The sequence below is a fragment of the Vibrio plantisponsor genome, from assembly GCF_013041605.1.
In the GTDB taxonomy this organism is placed as follows: domain Bacteria; phylum Pseudomonadota; class Gammaproteobacteria; order Enterobacterales; family Vibrionaceae; genus Vibrio; species Vibrio plantisponsor.
Map to the genome: position 1 here is coordinate 262,769 of NZ_JABEQC010000003.1, position 15,012 is coordinate 277,780.

12 protein-coding genes are annotated in these 15,012 nt (G+C 45.7%); 4 read left to right on the forward strand and 8 right to left on the reverse strand.

Features of this window, described 5'->3' with window-relative positions:
• Window positions 1–99 precede the first annotated feature (99 nt).
• Genes kdsB through HKI82_RS06650 form a run of 5 tightly spaced genes read right to left on the reverse strand, consistent with a single transcriptional unit; the run spans window position 100 to window position 6,056 of the window.
• Window positions 100–855 (reverse strand): 3-deoxy-manno-octulosonate cytidylyltransferase, encoded by a 756-nt coding sequence (kdsB, locus tag HKI82_RS06630; protein WP_171137542.1) that lies wholly within the window; start codon window positions 853–855, stop codon window positions 100–102.
• Window positions 855–1,034: a Trm112 family protein gene (locus HKI82_RS06635; RefSeq protein WP_102940655.1), complete on the reverse strand. Its 180-nt coding sequence runs from the start codon at window positions 1,032–1,034 to the stop codon at window positions 855–857. The genes kdsB and HKI82_RS06635 overlap by 1 nt, the downstream gene beginning before the upstream one ends.
• Window positions 1,015–2,022: a tetraacyldisaccharide 4'-kinase gene (gene lpxK, locus HKI82_RS06640; protein ID WP_171137543.1), complete on the reverse strand. Its 1,008-nt coding sequence runs from the start codon at window positions 2,020–2,022 to the stop codon at window positions 1,015–1,017. The genes HKI82_RS06635 and lpxK overlap by 20 nt, the downstream gene beginning before the upstream one ends.
• A 9-nt stretch (window positions 2,023–2,031) precedes the next feature.
• A complete protein-coding gene (gene msbA, locus HKI82_RS06645) occupies window positions 2,032–3,780 on the reverse strand; it encodes a lipid A ABC transporter ATP-binding protein/permease MsbA (RefSeq protein ID WP_102940706.1) in 1,749 nt (582 codons plus the stop codon).
• A 32-nt stretch (window positions 3,781–3,812) separates the two neighbouring features.
• Window positions 3,813–6,056, reverse strand: a complete 2,244-nt coding sequence (locus HKI82_RS06650) for a DNA internalization-related competence protein ComEC/Rec2 (RefSeq protein ID WP_171137544.1) — start codon at window positions 6,054–6,056, stop codon at window positions 3,813–3,815.
• A gap of 8 nt (window positions 6,057–6,064) precedes the next feature.
• Between HKI82_RS06650 and HKI82_RS06655 the strand changes: the two genes are divergently transcribed.
• Entirely contained in the window at window positions 6,065–6,580 is a 516-nt protein-coding gene (locus HKI82_RS06655; protein WP_171137545.1) for a DUF2062 domain-containing protein, read from the forward strand.
• Window positions 6,581–6,727: 147 nt separating this feature from the next.
• On the opposite strand, the gene lolE is transcribed toward HKI82_RS06655, so the two are convergent.
• Genes lolE through lolC form a run of 3 tightly spaced genes read right to left on the reverse strand, consistent with a single transcriptional unit; the run spans window position 6,728 to window position 9,859 of the window.
• Window positions 6,728–7,972: a lipoprotein-releasing ABC transporter permease subunit LolE gene (gene lolE / locus HKI82_RS06660; RefSeq protein WP_171137546.1), complete on the reverse strand. Its 1,245-nt coding sequence runs from the start codon at window positions 7,970–7,972 to the stop codon at window positions 6,728–6,730.
• On the reverse strand, window positions 7,972–8,658 hold the full coding sequence (lolD, locus tag HKI82_RS06665; protein ID WP_171137547.1) for a lipoprotein-releasing ABC transporter ATP-binding protein LolD: 687 nt from the start codon (window positions 8,656–8,658) through the stop codon (window positions 7,972–7,974). The genes lolE and lolD overlap by 1 nt, the downstream gene beginning before the upstream one ends.
• A complete protein-coding gene (gene lolC, locus HKI82_RS06670) occupies window positions 8,651–9,859 on the reverse strand; it encodes a lipoprotein-releasing ABC transporter permease subunit LolC (protein WP_171137548.1) in 1,209 nt (402 codons plus the stop codon). The genes lolD and lolC overlap by 8 nt, the downstream gene beginning before the upstream one ends.
• 249 nt (window positions 9,860–10,108) lie before the next feature.
• Here lolC and HKI82_RS06675 point away from each other — a divergent pair, with 249 nt between their 5' ends.
• The 3 genes from HKI82_RS06675 to HKI82_RS06685 all read left to right on the forward strand — a co-directional run bounded on the left by HKI82_RS06675 (window position 10,109) and on the right by HKI82_RS06685 (window position 14,991).
• Window positions 10,109–10,678 (forward strand): PilZ domain-containing protein, encoded by a 570-nt coding sequence (locus tag HKI82_RS06675; protein ID WP_171137549.1) that lies wholly within the window; start codon window positions 10,109–10,111, stop codon window positions 10,676–10,678.
• A gap of 8 nt (window positions 10,679–10,686) precedes the next feature.
• On the forward strand, window positions 10,687–14,148 hold the full coding sequence (gene mfd / locus HKI82_RS06680) for a transcription-repair coupling factor (protein ID WP_171137550.1): 3,462 nt from the start codon (window positions 10,687–10,689) through the stop codon (window positions 14,146–14,148).
• Window positions 14,149–14,217: 69 nt separating this feature from the next.
• Window positions 14,218–14,991: a peptidoglycan binding protein CsiV gene (locus HKI82_RS06685; RefSeq protein ID WP_171137551.1), complete on the forward strand. Its 774-nt coding sequence runs from the start codon at window positions 14,218–14,220 to the stop codon at window positions 14,989–14,991.
• The last annotated feature ends 21 nt before the right edge of the window (window positions 14,992–15,012 follow it).

Consider the following 15,012-nt stretch of genomic DNA (forward strand, 5'->3'; position numbering starts at 1 on the left):
GTTGTAAAAAGTAAGTAGTTGTAAAAGTAAATAGTTCTATATAACGAACAAAGCCCCAGACTCTCATCTGGGGCTTTTCTTATTCTGACTGCTTTTCGCTTACGACTGCTTCGCCACAATACTGCGTACTAACTCCAAATCTTCAGGAGTATCGACACCCGCAGGAGGCGCTTCCAGCGCGACTGCGACGTGAATTTTTTCACCATACCAAAGCACACGTAGCTGCTCTAAACATTCAATTTTCTCAAGCTGGCTAGGCTGCCAGTTGATATAGGTATTAATGAAACCAGCACGATAAGCGTAGATACCAATGTGGCGCATTAAAGGTTGCACTATGGTTTTGTCTTGCGAAGCAAAGTTATCACGATCCCATGGAATCGTTGCACGGCTGAAGTAAAGTGCGTAACCGTCTTTATCTGTCACCACTTTCACTGCATTGGGGTTGAACACTTCACTTTCGTGATCAATTTCAACCGCCAGTGTTGCCATAGGAGCGTTGCTCGCCGCCAAATTATCCGCAACCTGACGAACAATAGCGGGTGGAATCAAGGGTTCATCACCTTGCACATTGACTATGATGTGGTCATCTTCAATGCCCATTAATGCCACCACTTCTGCCAAACGCTCAGTGCCTGACTGATGGTCTGGAGAAGTCATACACACAGTACCGCCAAACGCTTTAACCGCCTGTTCAACACGAGCATCGTCAGTTGCGATAATCACTCTTTCAGCACCCGCCAAAAGAGACTGCTCATAAACCCATTGGATCATAGGTTTACCACCAATATCCGCGAGCGGTTTACCCGGTAAACGTGTCGACTGATAACGAGCAGGAATAACAACGGTAAATGACATTATCGTCCCTCGTCCATTGACATAGTACGCGCTTCCGGTTCAAGGAGAACAGGAATGCCCTCTTTGATTGGATAAGCAAGACGGTCAAATTTACAAATGAGTTCTTGTTTATCTTTATCGTAAGTCAGCTTGCCTTTACATAAAGGACAAGCAACGATTTCAAGCAGACGGTGATCCATACTGTTCCATAACCTCTTTAATAGTTTCCACAATATGCTGCTCATCTTGATGAGAGATCTGCGCTGAGACTGGCAGATACCACCAGTTCTCATTGGCAAACGCAGCACATTTTACAGCGTCTTTTTCTGTCATAACCACATGATCCCCACGTGTTGCTAATGCAAACAACTGTGAGGAATCAAAGTCTTGGTGGTCAGCGAATCCATGTTCTACTACAGGTTTAGCACCGAGCTCTTTTAAAGTATTAAAAAAGCGTGGAGGATGCCCAATACCTGCCCAAGCAACGATGTTTGACAACGTGTCTACAGGCACTCTTTCTCCCGTGACCATATTTACCGCCAAGTCAGGTTGCAGTGTCATAGCCACTTCACCCGCGAGAGGCGTTCCGCCGTTAGTAATCGTAAAATCCACTTCTTTCAAACGTGACAAAGGCTCACGCAGTGGGCCCAAAGGCAGTAACTGCTCATTGCCAAATCGTCTCACGCCATCAACAACGGCAAATTCAATATCACGATCCAGTGCGTAATGCTGCAAGCCATCATCGGTAATAATAATATCGATGTTTTCTTTCAGCAGTGCTTTCACAGCATTAGAGCGAATGGGGTCTACCGCAACAGGCGCTTTGGTGCGTTGATAAATAAGCTTGGGTTCATCACCACAGTGGGCTGTCGATGTGTTATCTGAGACCATCAGCGGATAAGAAGGCGCTTTCGCTCCATATCCTCGGGAAACCACGCCGGGTTTATAACCTAGCCGTTGAAGCGTTTCGACTAACCAGATAACCACAGGCGTTTTGCCATTACCACCAGCAGTAATATTACCGACGATAACAACAGGCACTGGTGCCTTGTAGCTCTGTTTCTTTCCGGATTGAAATGCCTTTCTGCGAGAGTGGCTCACTGCTTTAAACACAAGGCTTAATGGCCACAAAAGTGGCCATAAGAGAAAACGAATTGGATGACCTTGAAACCAGATTTTTTCAATCACAGTTCGAACCTACTCACCAAATTGAATTCGGTGCAGCTGTGCATAAGCACCATCTTTTTCAATCAATTCAGCGTGTTTACCGCGTTCAATGATTTCACCTTCATCCACAACCAATATTTCATCTGCTTGTTCGATGGTAGAAAGTCTGTGTGCAATAACCAGTACGGTTTTGTTCTTTTGCAGCTCATCTAACGCAGCTTGAATAGCACGCTCAGATTCGGTATCCAAAGCTGATGTTGCCTCATCCAAAATCAATACTGGAGCATCACGCAGCAGTGCACGCGCAATAGCAATACGCTGACGCTGACCACCAGACAAGCTCGTTCCGTTCTCACCAATAATGGTATCTAGGCCATGCTGCATACCATTAATAAATTCCATCGCATGAGCTAAACGAGCAGCTTCTTCAATTTGCTCTCGAGTGTATTCACCCTCTGCTGCATAAGCGATGTTGTTTGCAATGGTGTCATTGAATAAATGCACGTTCTGCGACACTAAAGCGAAGTGTTTACGCAGGTTCGTTAGTTTGAAGTCACGAACATCGTGGCCATCAAGCTCAATAGAACCGGAGTCCACATCGTAAAAACGTGTAAACAGGTTTGCAATAGTCGATTTACCCGAACCAGAACGCCCCACCAGAGCGACCGTTTTGCCCTGAGGGATCTCAAAACTGACGTGTGATAGCGCTGGTTTTTCTTTACCAGAATAGGTGAAAGTCACATCTTTCACTGCAATCTCACCACGAACCTTGTCCGTTTCGAAAGTACCGTTGTCACGCTCGGTTTCTAGATCCATAAGGTTGAATAGCGTTGCACTTGCTGCCATACCGCGTTGGAATTCTGATGTCACGTTGGTTAACGCTTTTAAAGGACGCATCAAACCAAACATTGCTGAGAAAACCACACTAAAAGTACCCGGAGTCAGTTCAGCACGAATGCTGTCATTGCTGGCAAGCAGTAACACCGTCACTAACGCTAACGACGCAATCATTTGAATCACAGGATCAGCGATCGACTGTGCCGCAACCATCTTCATGGTTTGCTGACGCATACGATTACTTACTTCATCAAATCGTTCACGCTCTACAGCCTGACCACCGTAGCTTAATACGACTTTATGTCCTTTCAGCATCTGCTCGGCCGACGAGGTAACATCACCCATCGTGGTTTGCATATTTTTAGAAATTTTGCGGAAACGCTTAGAAACGAAACGGATACCCAAAGCAACGATCGGTGCAACAACGATCAGTACTAACGAAAGCTGCCAGCTGTTCCAGAACATCAGTGTAAGCAAACCGATAATGCTTGCACCCTCACGTACTATACTCACTAAAGCTCGGCTAGTCGCGCCAGAAACTTGTTCAGAGTCGTACGTAATACGTGACAATAAGCTACCGGTTGGTTCTTTATCAAAGAAAGTGACTGGCATGTGCATGAAATGGTGGAAAATGGCGCGACGCATTTGCATGACCACATTCCCGGAAACCCAGCTTAGGCAGTAGGAAGAAACAAATCCACTCAGGCCTCGAACAGCCATTACACCAAGAATAATAAACGGAATAACTTGTAAGAAATTAGATTCAACGTCACCAAAACCTTCATCAAGAAGAGGCTTCAGTAGAGAAATCATGTAGGTGTCAGAAACGGCATTCACAATTAAAGCAATGACAGCGACAAATAGCCCTGCTTTGTAGAGGCGGATGTAAGTCCACAAGCGTTTAAATGTTTGCCATGTTGTTTCGTCGGTATTCAGTGACATATAAGTGCTTATTCTTATTTCAATATTGGTCGTCATTCTACCTCTTTACGCAGCATCTGCCTATACCAAGGGAGAATCCCATCTTGCCGTAGAGTAGATAAGTGACGACTTTCTGCTCTATATTGCAAAGTTATCTGACCGCTCTCTCCTGTGTCGTACCATTCAGAGCCGAAACTGGTGTACCTATCGACGATCTCAGGGTGAGGAAGGTTCCATCGATTCGTTTTATCTAACGATGCAATCGCTATTTGAGGTGACACACGCTCAATAAATGCCTGTGTAGAAGAGGTTTTGCTGCCATGATGAGGAACGATCATTACATCACTTTGCAACATCTCATTATCTCGAGCCAGCAACCATTCACCAACAGCAGTAACATCTCCAGAAAGCAATACGCTGTGAGCATGCTTCATATCTGAAACGCGGACTACACATGAATGCTGATTGAAGGCCCGCTCGACTCGCTTTGGCGGCCATAGCACAGAGAAATGCAGACCTTGCCACAGCCACTCTTCGCCCCGCACGCATGCCAAAGCCTCTTCGATATACTGACTGGAATACACATTGCGAGGTAGCAGTAGCTGGTCGACATCCTTTCTGCCACCGGCATGATCATCATCGAAATGGCTGTATATCGCTGCATCAATCGTGTCTGTTCCCCTTTTTGCAAGCAGCGGTACAATCACAGAACGAACATAGCTGCCGTTCTCCCAACTGCTTCCTGTATCGTAAAGCAATGTTTTACCTCCTTTTTCGATCAAAACAGCCAGACCGTGACCAACATCGAGCACATCCATCCGCCAGTCATATGGCGGAGTTCTAAACAACAGGGTTGAGATCAGAACTATCGTTAGCAACATTTGGCTAAAGCGGCTCACAACCATCCGCAGTAGCCAAACTAGGGTCAAAACTAGCATCAACTGAAGCAGCCATTCACTGACGGCAATCCAACCTGAAGTCGCATAAGGGAGCGCATGCGCCAGTGGTTGAAAGGAAAAATCGACTAGTTGCCACAAACCGTCGATATGGGGGAAATCAAGGCAAGTAGCAATTACCGCCACAAAAAGTACAGGAATGATAAGAAAAGAGAACCAAGGAATAAAAGCCATATTGAACAGGGTTGATACCCAGCTTACTCCACCAAAGAAGTAAGCACTTACAGGTGCCATCATCAGCACCAACATCACCTGTCCTGCGATAAATCGCGTCCACCACTGTTTCCATTGTGCGGTGATTGAACAGAGATAAATAACGATACAAACGGCAATAAACGAAAGCCAGAAACTGCTTGCTAAAGAAGCAAACGGGTCAATTATCAAGACTGCCGCTAGCGTAAGTAAAATTCGCCGAGATACAGATACATGAATCCGTAAGGCAATAAGCAGCACATTGAGCAGACACATAATCAGTGCTCGCTGCGTCGGCAACGTAAAGCCAGCAAGCCACGCATAGCTCACCGCGAACGATGCGCCCAAAATAAAAGGAAGCCAAACGAACATAGGATGGAGTCTTGATACTCCTAGGCCAAGTACATACCCTATCCCGAATGCAATGCCTATATGCAAACCGGAAATCGCCACCAGATGAATCAACCCGCTGTTTCTCAGTTGCATCCAATCTGTTTGGCTCAACCCAGAACGCTCACCGAACATTAAAGCGGTGATCATTCCCTTAAATGGGCTATCTGATATTTGTTTTTGAACCGTGTCGTAAATCCAGTTTCGCAGACTTAATCCGGAGCTAATCTGAAAGCGGGAATTGTTAACGACCGATGCCCTAGCTACCCAACCTTGGCTTAAAGAGTAGGATTCGGCATCAAATCCAACTTCATTCAACCTGCCAACAACAGGTTTCACTTTGACTGAAAATTCAAAGTGATCGCCAATTTGCAACGGCAAAGGTGATATTAAGCGAATACGAGGAGGGAACCATGTAGTGACAGATTGGTCATTTATTTGATGTACGGCAACAGAACCTTCGTATCCATAACTTATTTGTTTAAAAAAGCTGTCAACTTTTCCTTTTATGGTAATATCCAGCCCTGCTTGAAAAATGCTACTGGATTGAGTTTTTACTACGTTGCCATGTGTTATTATCACTAGCAAAGCGAGTACGATCCCGCCCCAGCTTCTAAGCTTAGTGAATCGAACACTAAGAAAGATAAAAAGTGGGCAAAATAGCGCAAAACCCAAATCTGGCATATATGGCCAATAGGGCGATGACAAAACAGTGAGCGAAAACGAAGCAAGCGTCCAATTTTTCGATAAGAGAGTCATGGTTCCCTATGCCAAGAAAATTCATCAAAAAATTTATGCCTAACCATGACGTTATTAAGCGTCAAAAGGCATTAAAAATTTTTGGCAATGTTCTATATAACCCTAACTTGTGGTGTCTTAATCGACGCTCAGCAGCGGGTGCGTTTGCTGTTGGTCTCTTCATGGCATTTGTTCCACTACCAAGTCAGATGATCATGTCCGCAGGTATAGCCATCGCTTTGGGTGTTAATCTGCCGTTATCTGTTGCTTTGGTATGGATCACAAACCCGATAACCATGCCATTCATCTTCTATATCGCCTATAAGCTTGGCGCTTGGTTACTCAATATCCCGCCACAGAATTTTCATTTTGAACTGTCTTTGGATTTTCTGGCACACCAAATGGGCACTATCGCTCCACCGTTCCTGTTAGGATGCGCTGTTTGCGCGGTTGTGGCATCAGTGGTTGGTTATTTCGGTATTCGTGGCTTATGGCGTTATTCTGTCGTGAGAAGCTGGCAGAGACGACGTACGAAAATAACCTGAATACCTAAAGAGAAAATAACGTACGTTCTAACTTGAGATGAGCTTATTGCTCAGCAATGAAATGAATGTAGCGCGAACATGAAAAAAGGACCTTTCGGTCCTTTTTTGCTTTTCCATCGTCTAGCTAAAATCGCTAACGCTGGCGTTTTATTTGCTACTCAGAACAGAGGCTGGATTGAGCTTACTTGCTCTGGAAGCTGGATACCAAGTTGCCAACAAACTTAAGGCAATTGCAGTCCCTGACACTAAGAAAACATCTCCGGCAATCACTTGCGACGGTAAGAAGTCCACAAAGTAGATATCTCCAGATAAAAATTGATGACCAATCAATGACTCTAGAGCTTTCACCATAGGTGTCAGATTTAAAGCCACCAGCACGCCTAACACACTGCCGACAACACCGCCAAGCACGCCAGAAAACACGCCTTGCCATACAAAAATACGTTTAACCAAACCATCGCTCGCGCCCATGGTGCGAAGAATTGCGATTTCTGCGGCTCTGTCTTTTACTGCCATCATCAGTGTCGAAACGATGTTGAAACTGGCAACACCAATAACTAGCACCATCACCAGATACATGATGCTGCGTACCATTTGTATATCTCGATAAAGGAAACCGAACTTTTGTTGCCAGCTTCGAAGGTAGACGTATTCATTTAGCGTCGTCCCAACCTCTCGAACCACATTCGTTGCGGTCAGTACATTGCGCACTTTGATAGAAACACCAGTAACCGCTTCGACCAAGTTTGAATATTGCTGCGCGTCTTCAATCGGCAGGAGTGCCAGACTATGATCAATTTGCCCATTCAAGGCTAAAAGCCCAGCAATTTTTACCCGAACCCGCTTTGGTGCTTGAACTCTGTTTTCGCTGTTAGAGCTAGGGATCATCAAGGTGATGAAATCGCCAACCTTAGCATCCAATTTATCGGCTACACCTTTGCCCAAAATCACTTGTTGCTGACCAGGTGTAAAATCTTGCCACGCATTATCCGTCACATATTGAGAAAGGCTGGATACCGCTCGCTCCATCTGAGGATCAATGCCTCGAACTTCGATGGCTTTGAGCTGAGCGCCTTTTTCAGCCAACGCAGTCATCTTCACATAAGGCGCAGCAGCCTCTACTTCAGAATTTTCATTAGCTTTTTTAACGATGTCCTGCCAGTTATTAATCGGCTGGCGGACACCTTCAAACTCACCGTGTGGGATCACAGACAGCACTCTGTTTTGCAATTCGCGCTCAAAGCCGTTCATGGCAGAAAGACCGATAATAATCACCGCAACACCCACCGCTATACCGATGGTTGAAGAAAGAGAAATAAAGGAAACCATTTTATTACGCTGTTTTGCACGACTAAAACGGCCACCAATGAACATTGATAGTGAAGAGAACACTACGCCTCCTCCACATCAATCAACAAGCCATCTTTCATGTGCATCTGGCGATCCATTTTCGCCGCCAATTCTCCATCGTGGGTGACGACTAAGAAAGCGGTTCCTGATTCTCTGTTCAGTTCACGCATCAGCTCATAAATAGACAATGCCGTAGTATGGTCCAAGTTACCCGTTGGTTCATCAGCCAACACGAGATCAGGTTTGTTGACCAGTGCCCGAGCAATCGCAACACGCTGACGTTCGCCACCAGACAATTCAGAAGGACGATGCTCTAAACGGTGACTCAGCCCTACTCGTTCCAGCAAGGCTTGTGCCGCCGCTTTCGCTTCAGAAACTTTCATTCCACCAATGAGAAGTGGCATAGCCACGTTTTCCAAAGCAGAAAAGTCTGCCAATAAATGATGGAACTGATACACAAACCCTAGGTGCTTGTTACGAATTTTCGCCTGCTTGTTGGAATGTAAACTTGTCAGATCTTGCCCAAGAAACTCAACACTTCCTTCGGATGCATCATCAAGCGCACCGAGAATGTGTAACAGAGTACTTTTACCCGAGCCGGAAGATCCGATAATTGAGACGAGTTCCCCGCGCTGAATATCGAAGCTGACGCCTTTTAATACCTGAGTTTGTAGTTCGCCTTCTTGGTAAGTTTTGCAAACTTGGTGACAACGTAAAAGGTTATTCATAACGTAAAGCCTCAGCGGGTTTAACAGATGATGCACGGTAAGACGGAAATAAAGTCGCTAAAAGACTCAGGCATATCGCCAATATCACCACAATAAGAATTTGGGTTGGATTGATCACCACTGGCAGTTCGCCACCCAGCGAGAACAGGGCGACACCCAAGCTATCCAAGATGGTGTTCAGGTTACTCGCCAGCAACACGCCTAAGGTTCCACCTACGATGGCACCAATCACACCGCTACTGGCTCCTTGAACCATGAAAATCGCCAACACTTGTCGATCTGTCATGCCCTGTGTTTTCAAAATCGCAACTTCGGCCTGTTTCTCCATCACCACCATAATCAGGGCTGAAATAATATTAAAAGCCGCAACACCGACAATCAGTCCAAGCATTAAGCCCATCATGTTCTTTTCCATTCCTACGGCTTGGAAAAGTTCACCACGCTGCTCACGCCAATCTGTCCAATGCCAGCCTTCTGGTAACTTGGTATTCGCAAGCTCACCGACGACAAACGGGTCTTCAAAAAACAGACGCCATCCCGATACCATGTCTTGGTTAAATCTCAGCAGTTTTCCTGCGTCACTGATATGGGTAATCATTAATTGCCCGTCAACATCGGAACCCGTGTTAAAAATTCCCGCAACAGTAAAATTGCGCTGGCTTGGAATACGTCCCAGAGGTGTGAACTGACTGGCACTGGTGACCATTAATCTGACTTTATCGTGCAGTGATACGTTGAGATTGCGAGCCAGTGTATGGCCCAAAAACACTTGGTACTCTCCTGCTTTTAGCGCCGAAAGACTTCCAGCAATCAGATAATCCATGATTGGATCTTTGTCACTAGGCTCAATTCCGACCATGAGCCCAGCTGCTAATTGAGACGGACTCTGTATGACTGCTTCACTACGGACAATGGGTTCAGGGCTACGCTGAGTGGATAGCTGAGTAATAAATTCAGGCGCTTGTTCTGTTAGCGTCGTTTTATCTTGAGCCTGAGAAACAACGGCTTGTGGCAACACGCCAAGAATGCGACTTTTAAGCTGTGCTTCAAAACCATTCATGACGGAAAGAACGGTAACCAGAGACATCACGCCTATCGTAATACCAGCAGTAGACATATAAGACACGAATCGACTGAACCTGTCACCGGAGCGTCCTCTGAGATAACGCAGGCCGATAAAGGTCGATATCGGATGAAACATAATAAAAACCAATAAAATAAGATGCCGATACTGTAACTATAAACCCTCCAAGGTTGTAGCTTTTCTTTGCCAAATCTATGTAAGAGCGCAAATTATTTATGAGGAAGAAAAGCTTTCTTGCTTCGAACCTATCTCTGCTAACAAAAGCCAACATTTACGAGAAAAACAAATATTTGCGCCCGATGGACAGGCATAACTTGATTACTTGGTCGGTATGGCGATAATCAACAGAGAAAAGAAGGAACTTATATGACAGATCAAGAATTTTTCACTGTACATCATGCACTCACTATCAATGTCGAGCCAATGTCGGACGATTTCGTTTTTCCTTCTTATGAGCATTTCGTTGCTGAGATCCCCGCGCCATTTGTCGTTGCCAGCGAGTTCAGTCAGTTGGACCAACTCAATGATGCTGCGAAGCTAGAGCTCAAAAACAGTGACTTCAAACATGTTGTCCAGTTGCTGGATACTCAGAACTCAAAGCTGAATCTGTTATTAACCTTCATGTTGTCCCAACAAGATGAACCAGAGCTGCGCCACCAAACCACTTCTTTTGGGGCAAGCCAGTTATCCTACTTGACCGATAAAACGCCAGCGGTGGGTACTAAACTGCGCATCAAGCTATTTTTAGAACATCCTGCGGCGGCAATTTATTGCTACGCCACTGTCCATAGCATTGAAGAACACGATGCTGAAAAAGTCGTCACTGTAAAATACGATTTGCTGCGTGACACTGACCAAGACTTGCTGATCAAAGCTGCACTCTATCAACAGCAAAAACTTCTGCGTCAGCGCTCTTTGGATAGAGATAAAACATAAGCGTTTCCATGACTAAAAATACACTACTCTCTTTGAATCCGGCATCCACTGCCGGAGACAAAAAGCACATAGGTAACCTGAAAGGTGCCAGTTTGGCATTAGCTATCGCAGAAATAGCGAATGGTCATTCAGGACACACATTGTTAGCGGTGCCAGACCCACAAACCGCACTGAAACTGCTTCATGAAATTGAACAGTTCAGCGAGAACGAAGTCGCTCTTTTCCCTGACTGGGAAACCTTACCGTACGACAACTTCTCACCTCATCAGGAAATTATCTCTGACCGTATATCCCGACTGTATAAGCTGCCTACGCTGAAGTCAGGCGTGACTATTGTACCGGTAAGCACACTGCTTCAACGCCAAACGCCGCGAGACTTTTTGCTTCAGCACACCTTGATGGTAAAGCGCGGCGATCTTTTCTCGTTAGAAAAACTGAGAATACAACTGGAAAAATCTGGTTATCGTCATGTAGACCAAGTGTTTGGCCCGGGTGAATACGCGAGTCGCGGCTCGATTCTCGACCTGTTCCCTATGGGCAGCTCAGATCCGTATCGTATTGATTTCTTCGACGATGAAATTGATACCATCCGCACGTTCGATCCAGAGAACCAACGCTCAATTGAAGAAATTCAGGAGATTTGTCTGCTTCCGGCGCACGAGTTTCCAACAACAGAAAGTGCGATTGAAGATTTTCGAATTCGCTGGCGTCAACGCTTTGAAGCGCGTCGCGAGCCTGAGTCGGTTTACATGCAGGTTTCAAAAGGCACTTGGCCTGCGGGTATTGAATACTGGCAACCACTGTTTTTCGAACAAACCGAGACTCTGTTTGATTATTTGCCAGCGGGCAGTCAACTTATTTCCGTTGGGGATTTAGAAAAATCCATCGACCAATTCTTAACAGACGTCGACTACCGATACGATCAGCGTAAAGTAGACCCACTGCGTCCTCTGCTTCCACCAGAAGAATTGTGGCTTAAGAAAGACGAACTGTTTTCACAGTTCAAGGAACTGGCTCATACCGTGATGAGTATCGACCCAGTGGCTGAAAAAGCCGGTCGCACGAATTCTGATATCAGCGCTCTTCCTACGCTTGCCGTTCAGCACCAAAACAAAGAACCGATGGCGGCACTGCGTCAGTTCAGCGAACAATTTACTGGCAAGATCATCTTCTCCGTAGAATCGGAAGGTCGGCGTGAAGCTTTGCTTGAACTGTTACAACAGATCAAGCTTCGCCCACACAGCAAAGGCTCATTTAGTGAAGCGTTACAAAGCAGTGATAAATTTGCGCTGATTCTTGGCTCCTCAGAGCATGGTTTTATTTTTGGAACCGACAAGGTCGCACTGATCTGTGAAAGTGATTTATTGGGTGACCGCGTCATCCAACGCCGCAAAAAAGATCGTAAAACCACCAATAGCGATGCCGTAATTCGCAACCTAGCTGAACTCAAACCGGGTCAACCTGTGGTTCATATTGACCACGGTATCGGCCGTTACGTCGGTCTGCAAACCTTAGAAGCCGGTGGTTTAACCACAGAATACGTAACACTGGAGTATTTGAATGAAGCCAAACTTTATGTTCCGGTTTCATCTCTGAATCTGATTAGCCGATACTCAGGCGGCGCGGAAGAGAGTGCGCCGTTACACAAACTGGGTAGTGAATCATGGACTAAAGCTCGTCGCAAAGCCGCTGAAAAGGTTCGTGACGTCGCGGCTGAATTGTTGGATGTCTATGCCAAACGCGAGCTCAAACCGGGCTTTAAGTTCACTCTGGACAGAGACCAGTACGCGACATTCAAAGCAGGATTCCCATTTGAGGAAACCGATGATCAGGCAATGGCAATTAATGCAGTACTGTCTGATATGTGCCAAGCCAAAGCAATGGATCGACTGGTGTGTGGTGATGTGGGCTTTGGTAAAACTGAAGTGGCGATGCGCGCGGCGTTCTTGTGTACGGATAACAACAAACAAGTAGCGGTATTAGTTCCGACTACCCTGCTGGCGCAGCAACACTTTGAGAACTTCCGTGACCGATTTGCCAACCTGCCAATTCGTGTCGAAGTGCTCTCTCGCTTCAAATCCGCCAAAGAGCAAAAGCAAATTCTGCAAGACGTAGCTGAAGGCAAAGTCGACATCTTAGTCGGGACGCACAAGCTGCTTTCTAACGATATTAAGTTTGCTGATTTAGGCTTGCTGATTGTTGATGAAGAACACCGTTTTGGTGTTCGTCAGAAAGAGAAAGTGAAAGCGATGCGTGCGGATGTGGATATCCTGACTCTCACAGCAACGCCAATTCCGCGCACATTGAATATGGCAATGAGTGGAATGCGAGATCTATCGATAATCGCAACCCCACCCGCTCGTCGCTTGGCGATCAAAACCTTTGTCCGCCAAAGTGAAGACAATGTGATACGTGAAGCGGTTCTGCGTGAAATTATGCGTGGTGGTCAGGTGTACTTCCTGCATAACCAAGTCGAAACCATCGAAAAAGTGGCGGAAGACTTAACTAAGCTGGTTCCTGAAGCTCGAATTACCACTGCTCACGGGCAAATGCGCGAACGTGAATTGGAACGCGTGATGAATGATTTCTACCATCAGCGCTTCAACCTGTTGGTGTGTACTACCATTATCGAAACAGGTATTGATGTTCCGACCGCCAACACCATTATTATGAACCGCGCGGATTCGTTAGGTTTGGCACAGTTACACCAATTGCGTGGCCGTGTAGGCCGCTCGCACCACCAAGCTTACGCTTACTTGTTAACGCCGCCACCAAAAGCAATCACTAAGGATGCAGTCAAACGTCTTGAAGCGATCGCTTCGTTAGAAGACCTAGGTGCAGGCTTTACGTTAGCCACACACGACTTGGAAATTCGAGGCGCTGGTGAACTGTTGGGCGATGAGCAAAGTGGTCAGATCCAATCCATCGGCTTCACGCTTTACATGGAGATGCTGGAACAAGCTGTTGAAGCATTGAAATCGGGTAAAGAGCCATCCTTGGATGACTTACTACGCGAACAAACCGAAGTGGAAATGCGTTTACCAGCGCTGTTACCGGAAGACTATATTCCTGATATCAATACGCGTTTGTCTATGTATAAACAAATTGCCAGCGTCCATGATGAAAGCGAGCTTGCTGAACTGAAAGTAGAATTGATTGACCGCTTCGGCAAACTGCCAGATGCGGCTTTGAATCTGCTTGCTCTTGCACAACTTAAGCTTGATGCAGCACAACTTAAAATTCGTAAAATTGAAGCCCATGAGAAAGGCGGCTATATCGAGTTCTATCCAAATGCTGACATTAACCCTATGTTTTTGGTTAAACTGTTGCAGTCTCAACCGAAAAAATTTGCGATGGATGGTCCAACCAAATTTAAGTATGCGTTACCATTAGTCGACAGAAGAGAACGAATTCAGTTTGTTGCAGACATGCTGGGCGAATTCCAGCAAAATCTACTTCCAACAGCGTAAAGGCCTCTCTGAAAAAGTGAAGCCTTAAAAAATGATGTAAGGTGCTAAGCACCGAATGACGGAGTCATAATGAAAAAACTGATCCCATTACTGCTTTTACTGGTTTCTATGCCTAGCTTGGCTCAGAGACAGTTTGATATTGAAGTCATCATCTTCAAAAGAGCAGTAGATGCAGAAAAAATCAGCGAATCTTGGCCAGATAACCTGCCTGAAATTAACATGGCTCGAGCTGGCAGCTTTTCTGATGCTGCCTATCGTCAATCGAAAGGCGTTAAAATGCTTGCCTATTCAGATTATCAACTTAATGACCAAGTCCAAGAGTTGAAAAAGCACGCTGGCTTTGACGTCTTGCTACATACTGCATGGCGTCAGGGTGATGAAGGAAGAAGTTCTGCACCTGTATTCCATATTCAGGCAGGTAAAGACTATTCACGTCAATATCGTCCTGATGGCAGCGCCATTAATAGCGCAACCACACCAACATCGATTGATGGTGTAACAGAACAAAGTATTGCTAAACCATTTTATCAGCTAGACGGTACCTTACAGATTTACGTTCAGCATTATCTCTACGCTGAAGTAATGATGGACTTAAAAGAGCCGAGTGTTCGTGAAGTGTTGATACAGGATACACCGCTAGAGCTGACACCTACTGACGAACAAGCCGACGGCACGGTTCAAGCGGGTAACTTAGCGCCTGTATCTCCAACCAGAAAAGTAGAAAGCTTCTTGAAAAGTTATCGCATCGACCAGAAAAGACGTATGCGTAGTAGCGAAACACACTATTTGGACCACCCTTTGATGGGCATGATTATCCAGGTGCGAAAAGTAGCAGAGCAGTAAATATATTGAAGCGCCCTATGG